The organism is Marinobacter sp. OP 3.4, from assembly GCF_036224885.1.
Taxonomy (GTDB): Bacteria; Pseudomonadota; Gammaproteobacteria; order Pseudomonadales; family Oleiphilaceae; genus Marinobacter.
The window spans coordinates 312552-326431 of the sequence record NZ_JAVVLT010000032.1; the positions used below are offsets into that span (position 1 = coordinate 312552).

At 58.3% G+C, this 13880-nt stretch carries 9 protein-coding genes; 8 read left to right on the forward strand and 1 reads right to left on the reverse strand.

Annotated elements, in window-relative coordinates; all coding sequences use genetic code 11:
• Window positions 1-6 precede the first annotated feature (6 nt).
• Both RO069_RS06675 and mgtE read left to right on the forward strand, forming a co-directional pair.
• Window positions 7-1158, forward strand: a complete 1152-nt coding sequence (locus RO069_RS06675; RefSeq protein ID WP_328186168.1) for a potassium channel family protein — start codon at window positions 7-9, stop codon at window positions 1156-1158.
• A 65-nt stretch (window positions 1159-1223) separates the two neighbouring features.
• The gene (gene mgtE / locus RO069_RS06680) at window positions 1224-2582 is read left to right on the forward strand and encodes a magnesium transporter (protein ID WP_328186169.1); all 1359 of its coding nucleotides are present in this window, start codon (window positions 1224-1226) and stop codon (window positions 2580-2582) included.
• A gap of 20 nt (window positions 2583-2602) precedes the next feature.
• Here the strand turns inward: mgtE and RO069_RS06685 are convergent, their stop codons facing one another.
• Entirely contained in the window at window positions 2603-3469 is an 867-nt protein-coding gene (locus RO069_RS06685) for a CYTH domain-containing protein (RefSeq protein WP_091851170.1), read from the reverse strand.
• Between the two features lie 194 nt (window positions 3470-3663).
• On the opposite strand from RO069_RS06685, the gene RO069_RS06690 reads away from it, so the two are divergent.
• From RO069_RS06690 to RO069_RS06715, 6 genes are all read left to right on the forward strand, one after another.
• Complete coding sequence (locus RO069_RS06690) at window positions 3664-4572, forward strand: cation diffusion facilitator family transporter (RefSeq protein WP_328186170.1); 909 nt, start codon at window positions 3664-3666, stop codon at window positions 4570-4572.
• Between the two features lie 535 nt (window positions 4573-5107).
• On the forward strand, window positions 5108-6370 hold the full coding sequence (locus tag RO069_RS06695; protein WP_091851164.1) for a TolC family protein: 1263 nt from the start codon (window positions 5108-5110) through the stop codon (window positions 6368-6370).
• Between the two features lie 18 nt (window positions 6371-6388).
• Window positions 6389-7723: an efflux RND transporter periplasmic adaptor subunit gene (locus RO069_RS06700; protein WP_091851161.1), complete on the forward strand. Its 1335-nt coding sequence runs from the start codon at window positions 6389-6391 to the stop codon at window positions 7721-7723.
• A 10-nt stretch (window positions 7724-7733) separates the two neighbouring features.
• A complete protein-coding gene (locus tag RO069_RS06705) occupies window positions 7734-10955 on the forward strand; it encodes an efflux RND transporter permease subunit (protein ID WP_248234398.1) in 3222 nt (1073 codons plus the stop codon).
• Window positions 10956-11279: 324 nt separating this feature from the next.
• Entirely contained in the window at window positions 11280-12308 is a 1029-nt protein-coding gene (locus RO069_RS06710) for a porin (protein WP_328186172.1), read from the forward strand.
• 177 nt (window positions 12309-12485) lie between these two features.
• A protein-coding gene (locus RO069_RS06715) for an IS3 family transposase (RefSeq protein WP_264995412.1) occupies window positions 12486-13639 on the forward strand; the annotation gives its coding sequence in 2 pieces (ribosomal slippage) (window positions 12486-12726 and window positions 12726-13639; 1155 coding nt in all).
• Window positions 13640-13880 lie beyond the last annotated feature (241 nt).

The following is a 13880-nucleotide window of genomic DNA, read 5'->3' on the forward strand; positions in this document are numbered from 1 at the left end:
TCCAGAATGCTGCCCAATCGCCGCCCGCTGAACCCGGAACACCAACTGACCCATCTGCCGATGTCGGGCATCATCCGCAGTCGCCTGAAGCGGCTTTTCCTGTTCCTGATCGGACTGGTACTGACACAGACCCTGATCCTGTGGGCCGTGGAGCCATTGTCCCTGTGGAATTCCCTCTGGCTGACCATGACCACGCTGACCACGGTCGGCTATGGCGACCTGGCACCAACCACGGTCATCGGTCGCATCAGCACCATGGCGCTGATGTTTATCACCGCCATCACCCTGCTGACACTGATCATCAGTGACTACATCGAATACCGCTTCTATCGCCGGGAACGTATCCTGACCGGCCGCTGGAGATACAACATGAAAAACCACGTACTGATCATCAACACGCCCCGCCGGGGCGGCGAGCAGTATTTCATGCGGGTCGCCACCCAGTTGCGGGCGATTCCCGGCTACGAGAGCGTGCCGATCATGATCCTCACCCAGAAGTACGCCAATGGTCTGCCACCGGAGCTGAAGGACATTGGCCTGGTCCACTACCACGGCACCGGCGCCAGTGAAGAGGATCTCAAGGCGGCCCATGCCGGACAGGCACGGCATATCCTGCTACTGGCGCTGGACGAGACCGATCCCTCCTCCGACAGCTACACCTTCGACATTGCCCACCGGCTCAGCGAACTGAACCTGGCCAGCAAGATCACCGCGGAATGCGTCAGCGATAGCAACCGGCAGCGGTTCCGTGCCATTGGCGTCCGCTCGGTGATCCGACCGGTCCGGACCTATCCGGAAATCATGGTACGGGCAGTGGTGGCCCCGGGCACCGAAAAGGTGTTGGAGGATATGTTCAATTACGAGCAGGATCATCCACATAGGTATAACCTGACACTGGACGACCTGACCTGGTCTGATATAGTCAGCGCGCTGATCCGCCACGGTATCGGCACCGCGCTGGCCTACATCGACGACAACGACGATGTGGTCTGCCATCCGGAGCCGAATATTGAGGTGGAGGGCCGGGGCCTGATTGTCCTGGTCAAGTCCAGTGAGACACCCGATCTGTCCGTTGTCGAGGAGGCCCTGGAGCGCTACCGCCAATTCCTCGACAAATGGCAGGCCATGCACGAACACCCCGAGGAGCCCGCGCGATAGACGTTCGGCCGGCCCCTGACCTGATCCCGGACGGCGCCCATAGGCATTAACAACGAGGCTGCAGCGTGTCATTCCTTGATTCCGAGTTCTTCCAACCGCTCTACGAAGCCCTGGAAAACGACCAGACGGACGAGATCCGGGCGGCTGTCTCGGCCTTCAACGCCGCTGACCTCGCGGAATTTATCGAACATACCACCGGTGAGGACGACGACACCGGCCTGCGCGTGCTGCGGAGCCTGCCGGTGGAGCAGCAGGCCAAGATTTTCGGCTACATCAGCCCCGAGACACAGCTCACCTTTTCCCGCCTCATCCCCAAACGGGAACTGGCCGGCATCGTTACCGACATGTCGGCGGACGAACGGGCCGACTTCTTCAACATCCTCGACGAAAACCAGCAGCACGCCCTGTTCCAGTCCCTGGCCAGCCGGGAGCGGGAAGACCTGCGTCGCCTGGCCAGCTTTGAGGAGGGTACCGCCGGCGCCCTGATGACCTCCGACTATGCCGTGGTCAGTGCCGGCATGACCGTGGCCTCGGCCCTGGCCCTGCTGCGCAATACCGCACCGGACAAGGAGACCATCTACCAGGCCTATGTGGTGGACAGGGATCACCGGCTGCAGGGGGCCATTTCCCTGCGCAACCTGATCACCAGTGCCCCCGGTGCCATGGTGGACTCACTTATGGCCACCGGCCTGGTGTCCGCCCACACCCATACCGAACAGGAAGAGGTGGCCCGGCTGATCTCCCGCTACGACCTGCTGGCATTGCCGATTGTCGACGATGACGAGCGCCTGGTGGGCATCGTGACCTACGATGACGCCATGGACGTGGCCGAAGCCGAAGCCACCGAGGACATGCACAAGGGTGCCACGGTCGGCCGGCTGGAAACGGGCCTGAAGACGGCATCACCCTTTTCGCTGTACCGTTCACGGGTGCAGTGGCTGGTGATCCTGGTGTTCGCCAACATCTTCACCGGCGCCAGCATCGATCATTTCCAGCAGACCATCTCCAGCCACATCGCCCTGCTGTTCTTCATGCCGCTGCTGATCGCCAGTGGCGGTAACGCCGGCGCCCAGTCCGCCACCCTGATGGTGCGGGGCCTGGCCACCGGTGACGTCACCGCAAAGGACTGGGGCATGCTGCTGGGCAAGGATATCCTGGTGGCCACAGGTCTGGGCCTGACCATGGCGGCGGCGGTCACCGTGGTGGGCGTGGTCAAGGCGGGCCCGGATATCGCGACCGTGGTGGCGATTTCGATGCTGATTGTTGTGCTGATGGGCAGCATCATCGGCATGCTGCTGCCCTTCCTGCTGGATAAACTGCAGTTCGACCCGGCGACGGCCAGCATGCCGCTGATCACCACCATTGCGGACGTCAGCGGGGTGCTGATCTATTTCACCGTTGCCTCGGTGGTGCTGGGTCTGTGACGGCCCGCCCCGTCATCCTGTTACTCTTCGGGCAGCTCCAGCAGAGCGAGCTGTAGTTGCCCGAGCCTGGTGGTGCCGGCGGCCAGATCAGCCACATTCTCGCCCGAGTCCAGCGCGCCCTTCAACCAGGCCAGTTCACCGGCGAGCGTGTCTGGCAGCGCGTCCCGATCCGAAAGCCCCCGCAGGTCCGCCGTCAACGCCTCATCCACGGCCCCCGACAACCACGCCCGTGACAGACCGTGCAACACGCGGTTCACCAACGGATCCTGCTCCGCCAGCGGGACCGGCTGATGCAGCCCCGCGAGCGCATAACCCTGCTCCGCCTTGCTGATCAGGTTCAGGAACACAGGCACCCTGCCCGCCAGTGCCCGCGCCCAGTCCAGCAACGGCCCCGGGTCGCCCTGTTTCAGCTCAAGTTCCAGCTCGCACAGATCCCGACGCTGCCCGCCGGCCAGGATGCTGCCCTGATCGAGGGCGCATTCGATGGTGGTACCGCTCCCCTCCAGCATCCGTATGCGCCGCACAAAATTGGTCTCGAACACCGGCTGCAGTGCCGCCAGGTTCACATCCTGGCCCACCGGGGTGTCGGCAATCAGGCCGATGTTGAGCTCCCTGCCCATCAGGGGCCATTCCCACTCCTGACGCCGATGAGCACCATCCACGAACTCACCCTTGGTTTTCAGGGTCTGGATATACTTGTCACCTGCCTGACGAACGCGCAGGGCCACTTTCTGGTGGTTGAGGTCTCCGGCCGGGGTATCGTAGTAACGGTTAATCAGCGTCTTCTCAGCGCCTATACTGACACCGGTCTGGGCCGACAGCCACTCTGCGGCCTGGTTCAGGGCAACCGGGGTAAGACTCAGCTTGATTTCCAGTTCTTCTGCCATCTTTTCCACCACTCAAGAGAAAACCGAAGTCTATCGCCGATCGCCAGACTACCAGAGAAGGCAAGCCACGACCTGAATTTGGAGGAGAGGTGTCAATCAAACATTAAAGGCATGCCGGACCTACCAACCATGCATTGGCAGATCGACCAACAAACATCTATAGTCTAACGATATTTTTTTCGGAGCCTGACGTAATGAGTCATGATCACACCCACATTGATCCGTCTTCCCGAGACAAACGGGTTGCGCTGGCCATCTGGGCGAACGCCACCCTGACTCTGGCACAGATCGCTGGCGGTATCTTTGCCGGCAGCCTGGCTTTGATTGCCGACGCCCTGCATAATTTTTCCGACATGGCATCGCTCGTGATCGCCTATGCCGCCCGGAAAATCGCACGCCGTCCGGCTGACGCACGCATGACCTTCGGATACGGTCGGATCGAGATCGTCGCGGCCCTCATCAACTACACGTCATTGATCATTATCGGACTCTACCTGGTCTACGAAGGCGGCATGCGCATCATCGACCCACCGGATATCAAGGGCTGGTGGGTCGTCTGGCTCGGCTGTGTCGCTCTGGTGGTGGACACACTGACCGCCTTGCTGACTTATTCCATGCAGAAGGACAGCATCAATATCCGGGCGCTGTTCCTCCACAACCTCTCGGATGCTCTCGCCTCGGTTGCCGTGGTTATTGCCGGGGTCCTTATCCTGCTCTATGACATGAGATGGGTTGATCCTGCCATCACCATAGGAATCGCCGGCTATATTCTCTATCTCGGTCTGACGGAAATCGGAGGCACGATCAGAACGCTTATGCTGGCCAGTCCCACGAACATTGATACCGATGCGGTGATCCAGACGCTCTTGGACATTGAGGGTGTCATCGACCTCCACCATGTACACTTCTGGCAGATGGGAGAACATGATTCCTCGCTGGAGGCCCATGTGGTCGTGGAAGACAGCCTGTGGGACCAGCTCGAGAACACCAAATACCGGATAAAGCGGGTACTTGAGCAGGAGTTCGACATAAACCATTCAACACTGGAGTTTGAACATTCCGACCATATCCACAAGGACGCGAGAATCTATGGCCACGGCTGACCGCCCCAACACCACCTGCGGTGGACGCTAGCGGTCCGGGACAATTCCCCCTGTCCGGAACCGTAAAATCAGGGTCGAGGTTGCATAGGCCGAAAGGTTGCAATACCATGCTTTTCGCTCATAGCGCCGAAACGCAAACAGGATAGTTTGACCGTGCGACACAGACTCCCAGTAATTCTCTTATGTTTCTTCTTGCTGGTGTCAGCCATGGGCTGGGCAACTGACCTGGCGTCAGGACATGTGTCTCCTGTTGAGCACTCAAGTATTGAGTTGAGCGAAAACGCCGACAATACAGATTACTCGAAAGCCAAAACCGGACACGACCAGAACTGCCATTCAGTGATTCATGGTCTTGCACTCCCCTCGTCCAGGCTGACGACAACGTGTCGCGGTGCGAATCCATCCCCCGTGATTTACACCAGTTACCTTTTCTCACGCTTCATCGCGCCCCCCGAACGGCCTCCCAGAGCCTGACGCGCTCTCTCTGCACAGAATTCCAAAACCACGTCTCAGGTAATATACCCAGGAGTCATCCATGTCATATCGAACATGGCTCGCAACCATAGGCCTCGCCTGCGGATTGGCGAGCCCATGGTCTGCGGTCGCTTCCCAGACTACAAGCCCGGAAACAACCCTGCTCGAATTTGCCGAATCGGTGACGGCAGAACACTTCGATGTCCGTGCCGCGCGCGAAGAAGTAGATGCCGCCATCAGCCGACAAAACGCGGCTTCCCAGCCTCTCTACAACCCCGAGCTAAACTTCGAGGCCGAAAGCGGAGGCGAACAGGCGGCTTTCGGTAACGAAGTCAGCAAACTGGGCGTCGGTATCAGCCAAACCATTGACTGGAGCGACAAACGCGAGGTTCGTGCTCTGGCCGCTCAAGGCGATGTTCTGAGCGCGAAGGCGGAGCTTTCTCTGGTAGAACAGCAGATTGCGGCTAAGGCACTGAAGGCGCTGATTAGCTACCGCACATCCCAGCACCTTGTCGACCTTGCCCAGAGCCGGGTCGATGTACTGCAACGCTTTGTCGATCTGTCTGAGGACCGCAAGCGGGCGGGCGATATTGGCCAGACAGATCTCGACCTGGCACGCCTTGCACTGGCGGAAGGCCAAAGCACCCTGGCCGAGCAGAGAGTTCAGGCCAACGAGGCATTGCAGTCCGTTCGAGAACTTTCGAGCGGTACGCCGCGGGGCTGGCCCGGATTACCGGAAGATCTGCCACCACCGATAGAAAGCACCCGGCTGGACGAGCTCGCTAAGCGCCACCCCCGCATTGCTGCCCTGCGCAGCAAGCTAGCCGCTGCTCAGGCCGAAATCGATGTTGCCAAAAGCAACCGTAACGCTGACCCGGTTATTGGCGCCAGCGTCTCGAGAGACGGCGAGAACGACATCGTGGGCCTCAGTTTCAGCATTCCCCTGTACGTTCGCAATGACTATAGCGACGAAGTGGACAGCGCCGCCAGTAACGCCCTCGCGGTGGAAGCTCGCATGCACGCCGAATACGAACGTCTGCAGGCCCAACTGAAAACAGCGCTGGAAAACTACCAGAGCAGCCGAAATGCCCTGCAAGACTGGAACCAGGCCGTTAGTGGACGCCTGGACGAAGGTCTGGATCTTCTGGAGCGGCTCTGGCAGGTGGGTGAGCTCAATGCCACCGAGTACCTGTTGCAGATTCAACAACGCCTGGATACCCGCGCCTCCGGTTTACGCCTGCAGGCACAGACCTGGAGCAGCTGGACCAACTGGCTTGTTGTCAGTGGCGACTGGCAGGCCGGATTGAGCGAACTTGGGCTTTAACGTTTAACGGAGATTTGCATGAACATGCCGTTTCAGTTTTTTACATTGACACTCGTAGCAATGCTTGCAGGCGCTCCGGTCGGGGCTCAAACCAATCACGAAGAAAACGGCGAGCACGATCATGCCGCCGAGGAGGGCCAGCGCCAGGCTAGCGCCCAAATGTCCGAAGAAACCCATGAGGAGCCCGGCCATGAGGGGTCAGGCCACGAAGAGGAGGGCGAACACGAAGGTGAGGGGCACGAGCAAAGGGCCTCAGAAGAAGGGCATGACGCCGATGGACATGAAGAAGAACATAAAGAGGAAGGACATGCCGAAGAAGGCCACAATGAGGCCCCCCCGGGCGTGGTGGAGCTGAGCAGCGAATCGCAGCGCATGGCCAATATCGAGGCCAGAAAGCTTGAACTTCAGCCAGTGCCGGAAATCGTCACGGCCCCCGGTGAAGTCCAGCTGAACGACTACCGGTCCGCTCGCGTGAGTACAAGGATTCCGGCGCAAGTCGTTTCACGGATGGCGGAACTGGGCGACGTGGTCGAAAAAGGCGCTCCCCTTGTACTGTTGACCAGTGTTGAAATGGCCGAAGCCCAGGGCGCGCTCCAGATCGCTGCCCGTGAATGGTACCGCGTTCGCGAATTAGGCAAGTCCGTGGTCGGAGAGGCGCGCTATATAGAGGCCCGTGTCGCGTTCCAGCAGGCACAGTCCAGACTCCAGGCCTACGGCATGACCGAAACCCAGGTTACTCAGTTTTTGCGCGGCGAAGACGAGCTTCAACTTGGTCAGTTCAGGCTGCTTGCGTCAGTGGCGGGCACCATTATCGAGGATGATTTCGTGGTGGGTCAGTATGTGGAGACCGGAACACCGCTCTTCATGATCACTGATGAATCCAGCGTCTGGGTAGAAGCGACGGTTCAGGCCTCGGCCGCGCGCGCCATCGAACCCGGCGAACCGGCGAGGGTCCGCATAGGGGACGAGTGGCACCAGGGCACGGTCGTTCAGAAACATCATCGACTGGACGAAAGTACTCGCACAATGGGCGTGCGCATTGAGCTTGAGCTTGACGAGGAGCACTCACCGCACCCTGGTGAATTTGTTGAAGTGGCCATAGAAGCGGATCAGGGTGAACCCGGCCTGCTGGTTCCTGAACGGGCACTGAATCGTAACAGCGCCGGTGAATGGGTGGTATTCATACAGGAAGCTCCGGGCAAGTATCGGCAGGTCGATATCCGGAGATTGAAAGAGCTCTCCGGAAAAGTACAGATCGCTGGCGTTGAACCTGGCACCACCGTCGTGACTGACGGTTCGTTCTACCTTAATTCCGAAATTGCCAAGGGCGGTTTCTCCGTACACAACCACTAAAGGGGACCTCATGCTTAACGCCATTGTCGACTGGGCGGTGAGAAGCCGCCTGTTGGTTGTGATCGGCCTGTTCGCGGCCGTCATAGTAGCTGTTTTCACCATCCCCCGACTTAACCTGGATGCATTCCCGGACGTATCCAATGTCCAGGTCGTCATAAACACGGAGGCGCCGGGGCTGGCCGCCGAGGAGGTGGAGCAGCTTATCAGCTTCCCCATCGAAGCGACCATCTACTCGCTGCCAAGCGTCGAGGAGGTCCGGTCGATCTCACGTACGGGGCTGTCAGTGATCACCGTTGTCTTCGAGGAAGGCACCGACATCTACTTCGCCCGACAGCTTGTCTTTGAACAGCTTCAGGCTGCCCGGGAGCAGATTCCCGAAGGCGTGGGACAGCCCGAGATGGGCCCGAATACCAGTGGCCTCAGCCAGGTCTATGAGTATGTGCTGACCAGCGAGAATCCGGAAAAGTACGGCCCCATGGAACTGAGGAGCCTCAATGACTGGGTGGTGAAACTGCTGATGATGCCGGTCGAAGGTGTCACGGGGCTGCTTTCATACGGTGGAGAAGTCCGCCAGTACCAGGTCAAGCTGAATCCGGCCAAGCTGCTTTCCTACGACCTGACCGCTGATGACGTCACCGAAGCCATCAATGCGGGTAACCGCAATGCCGGCGGCTGGTATGTCAACCGCGGCAGCGAACAGTTGGTCATTCGCGGCGTTGGCTGGGTCCGGAGCGGTAAAGATGGCCTGCGGGATATCTCAAACGTACCGGTCAAGGAAGTTGATGGTACAGCCATCACCGTCGGGGACGTTGCCGAGGTGGCCTACGGCGGTGAGATACGTCAGGGCGCTGTCACCATGACCAAGAGAACCGCCGATGGCGAGGTTCAGGCCATGGGCGAAGTGGTCGCCGGCATCGTGCTCAAACGTTTCGGGGCCAACACCGCGGAAACGATTACCGATATTGAAGAACTGCTTCCCACCATCCAGAAGGCACTGCCCGAAGGTGTCAGGATCGAGCCCTACTACAACCAATCGGATCTGGTGTTCAGTGCCGTTGACACCGTGGTGGATGCACTGCTGCAGGCATTCGTCTTTATCGTCATCATCCTGGCCCTGTTCCTGCTGAATCTTCGGGCCTCTCTGCTGGTGCTGCTATCGATTCCCATTTCGGTAGGTCTGGCACTGATGGTCATGAGCTATTTCGGCATGTCGGCGAACCTCATGTCCCTCGGAGGGCTGGCCATTGCCATCGGTATGATGGTGGATGGCTCCATCGTGGTCATGGAAAACATCTTCAGCCATATATCCCGCCCGGACCGGTTCCACGACTCCGAACGGAGGCGAGAGCTCACCCCTGACGACAGCGGAACGGAAATCGACCACGACCAGGCTGAGCAGGACGATCCGCAAGGTGTATCGCTACGTATCGCGGAAGCCACCAAGGAGGTCGCCAGATCGGTGTTTTTCGCCGTCATGATTATCGTCGTGGTGTTCCTGCCACTGTTTACCCTCCAGGGAGTGGAAGGGAAAATGTTCACGCCGATGGCAATCAGCATTGTACTCGCGGAGCTCGCCGCACTGGGTACAGCGCTGGTGGTTGTGCCGGCACTGGCCAGCTACTTCTTCCGCCGGGGCATCCATTATCGTCCGAGTCCGATATTGAAGCCGCTGGAAGCCGGTTATCGCTGGTTGCTGGACCGCGCCATACGGTTTCGGAGCATTGTCGCAGGTACAGCAATCGTCATGCTGGCGTTTGCCATCTTCCTCATTCCCAGGCTCGGTACCGAATTCATGCCGGAGATGGAGGAAGGCACCATGATGGTGCGGGTGACGCTTGCTCCCTCGGTCAACGTCGATGCCGCGGTGGAAATTGCGCCCAAGCTGGAAAAGCGAATCATGAAATTCCCGGAGGTGACCTATGTGACCAGCCGCATTGGTCGTGCCGAGTTGGGCGGTGACCCCGAACCCGTATCCAACATCGCGATGTATATCGGGTTAAAGCCCGCGGAACAGTGGGAGTCGGCCGAGGACCGGGAAGGGCTCCAGGCACTGATACAGGAGGAGCTCTCAGTTCATCCGGGGCTTATCCTTAACTTTTCCCAGCCCATTGCCAACCGCGTGGACGAACTGCTCTCTGGCGTAAAGGCGCAGCTGGCCATCAAGCTGTTCGGGCCCGACCTGGACATTCTTGCCGAGAAGGGCCAGGCCATCGAAACCCTTGCCAAGTCCGTTGAAGGCACCCGCGATGTTCAGATGGAACAGATCGCCGGGGAGGCTCAACTGATCGTCCGCCCGGACCGGGATCGCCTCGCCCGCTATGGCATTTCAGTCGCACAGGTCATGGAACTGGTGTCTGACGCGATCGGTGGCCAGAGTGCCGGCCAGGTGATCAAGGGCAATGAACGGTACGACATCTACGTGCGCCTGGCTGAGCAGTACCGAAACAGTGCGGAGAGCATTCGCTCACTGATCCTTCAGGCACCCAACGGTGCCTGGGTCAGGCTGGAAGACGTCGCTGAAGTGGCGATTGAGGAAGGTCCGCCGCAGATCCGCAGGGATGACGTTCAGCGCCGGGTAGTCGTTCAGGCAAATATCGAGGGTCGTGACATGGGCGGCGTGGTAGCCGAACTTGACCGCCGGATTGCGGAAGAGGTGGACCTGCCGGCGGGCTACTCGGTGGTGTTCGGCGGTCAGTTCGAGAACCAGCGTCGGGCTCAGCAGACATTGATGATTGTTGTTCCCATTTCACTGGCGCTGATTTTCCTGTTCCTCTACTTTGCCTTCGGCTCAGTGGGGCAGGCGCTACTGATCATGCTAAACGTACCCCTTGCCCTGATCGGCGGGGTGGTGAGCCTCTGGATAACGGGGCAGTACCTGTCTGTACCGAGCTCTATCGGCTTCATCACGCTTTTCGGCCTGGCTGTACTCAATGGCGTGGTCATGATCAGCGCGATCAACCAGCGAGTCGAGGGAGGGTTACCTCCAGCGGAAGCTGCCTTTGAGGGAGCCCTTACAAGGTTACGGCCGGTGATGATGACAGCCTTCACCTCTGCACTGGGCCTGATACCGATGCTGATGGCGTCAGGGATTGGCTCTGACGTTCAGCGCCCGCTGGCATCCGTCGTGGTGGGGGGACTGGTTTCGGCAACGCTGTTGACGCTCGTGGTTCTGCCAGCGCTGTACCAGACCTTCTCACGGGGATGGATCAGGGACCACACACACGAGGTCTGACAGGCCTGACAGTCCGTGAGTGCTCGACAGTTTCCAGCCATGGATACGGAGCCTCACGGACACCCTGCTTTTCTCGCCGGGCCCCAGGGTCCGGCCACTTCCCGAAGCAACATTACCTGACTGGCGTCCGAAAGACGTAAAGGCCAAGCATTTCCGTCTTATCACTTACGCCCTGCAGAACCCCCCTCCAGAGATCTGCTCCGACAAGGGAGCCTTTTCACAAAAATGAAATATTAAGTTAACCATTTATTCATATTCTCTCCGCATAGTAGGCACCACGAACTCAATACTGATCGGTAACGATCGAATCTGGAGAGAAAGCGAATGAAAAAACAATTGCTTGCAGCAGCTATCGGCACACTGGTTGCCGCACCGTCCATCGCACTGGCGGATAAGGGCCCGACGGTATACGGCAAGGTCAATGTCTCTTACGAGAACTACGATAACGGCACCGACGACCAGTGGGAATTGAACAGCAATGCTTCCCGTATCGGCGTCAAGGGCGCCCTTGACCTGGACTTCCAGAATGTTCAGGCCATTTATCAGGCCGAGTTCGAAATCGATGTCGATAACGGCGACTCCGGCGGTGGCGAAACCTTCGATCAGCGGAACATCTACGGCGGTTTCACGCACGCCAATCTGGGTACGCTGATTGCTGGCAAGTTCGATACGCCGTTCAAGAAAGCACAGTTGGACGTGGACCTGTTCGACAATCTGGGCGGCGATATCAGTTCGATCCTTGGTGGCGAAGAGCGGGTCAGCAACATTATCCAGTACAGCACACCGAAACTCGCTGACGTCATCACCCTGAACCTGGCCATGATCCCAGGAGAAGGCGACGATAAGGCCGGTGAAACCAGGGACAACGCCGCCGACGCGTTCTCCTCTTCCGTGGTATTCGATAATGGAACTATCTTCGGCGCTGTGGCATACGATTCGGAAGTCACCACCAACATCTATGATGCTGACTTTGCCGGTATCGGCGAAGATCTCTACCTGGTAGACGCGGTGCGCGTCTCCGGCGGTGCCCGCATTCAGAACTTCGAGTTAGGGGCGATTTACCAGAAATCCGAAACCTCTGATGACGTGGCGGGCATGAGCTACGAGGACAGCTCCTACATTCTCAGTGGCGCCTTCAGCCTGAACCGTTTGAAGCTGAAGGCGCAGTATGGTCTGACCAGCATGGACCAGACTGACGACGACCTCACGCTGATGGCTCTGGGGGCCGACTACAAGGTGGGTGACAAGAGCAAGATCTTTGGCTACTACGCCAATGCGGAAGCGGATGAGAATACGTCTTCCCTGGAAGACACCTACTTCGGTGTCGGTTTCGAGCACAAATTCTCTATGTAACCGCCGGAACGTGAAGTCAGAATACAACTGCAGGCGCTACAGCGAAGCCTGACATGAGTTAACACAGGTGTTGCCGGGATCTTCCGATCCCGGCTTTTTCGTACTCACGCTAAAGGGGTTCTACCCTGTTACTGCGGACATTCCTAAAAAGAGGCACACTGTGCCAAAGGAGTGTTCATGTCCAGACGCAGAAAATATAGCCCAGAGTTCAAACGCGAAGCCATCGCTTTAACCCGTCAACCCGGTGTGAGTTGTCGCCAAATAGCATTGGAGATCGGCATCAATCCCAATCTCCTGTCTCGTTGGCGCAGAGAAGCGGATGAGGAGACAGACAAGGCCTTCAAAGGCTCTGGTTCTCCCAGAGACGAGGAGGTTGCCCGTCTCAAGCGAGAATTGGCTCGCGTGAAGAAGGAGCGTGATTTTTTGCGCGAAGCGGCAGTGTTCTTCGCAAAGGAGTCGTCCTGAGGTATCAGGCGATTCAACGTTGTCGCAATCATTTCCCGATACGTCTTATGTGCCGATGCCTGAAGGTGTCGGCCAGCGGTTATTACGCTTGGGTATCTCGCCCGCAGTCCGCCAGGGCAAAGGCGAATCAGCACTTGCTGTCACGCATCAGAGAGATTCATGACGATAGCGGTGGCATGATTGGCTCACCCCGAATGCACGAGGACCTGGTTGCCGAAGGCACGTCAACCAGTCTGAACCGTGTTGCTCGGTTGATGGCCAAACACGGCATTCAGGGTTGGCCACGCAAGAAGCGCGGACGCTTGGGGCGTCGATCTCATCGGCCACCGGGAATCCGGAATCATCTGGAGCGAAATTTGTCCGCTCTGGAGCCAGACACCAAGTGGGTGACGGATATTACGGAGATACCCACGCAGGAAGGAAAGCTCTTTCTCTGCGTGGTTCTCGACCTGTTCAGCAAGCTGATCGTTGGCTGGTCGATGCATCACCGACAGGATCGGCATATGGTGATAAGAGCGGTTGAGATGGCCGTTTGGCAGCGCCAGGGGAAAGTCCCGGTGATATTGCATTCAGATCGAGGCAGTCAATTTACCAGCGGAGACTATCAACGATATCTCGGCAGCAACCGCCTGGTGAGCAGCATGAGTGCAGTCGGCCACTGTGGCGATAACGCGGCCTGTGAGGGATTCTTCGGAATGCTCAAGCGTGAGCGCATTCACCATCGACATTACCGCACTCAGAACGAAGCGAGAGCTGATGTATTCGACTACATTGAGCGGTTCCATAATCCCAGGATGCGACGTAGGGTTGCCGTTCAGGATCAGAAGTTATCAGCCGTTTTAAAACCGTCCGTGGAAACGGGGTAGAACCCTTGCAGATGGCCCGGAATTCAGACTTATGGGGTTTCGCTGGAATCAGCAAGCGGAGTGGTAGTTGATGGGGACCGTTTGGTTACAGGGCGAGCAAAGGATTTACCCGAAACATACGGCAATAAATTTGCCTTCCAAGCAACGCCTTAGCAGCTGGAACCTTTAGCACAAGGCGCATCAGGTTCCAGCTACCAGGTTACTGCACTACATTATGAGGGTGACACACGCCTCCCTACAT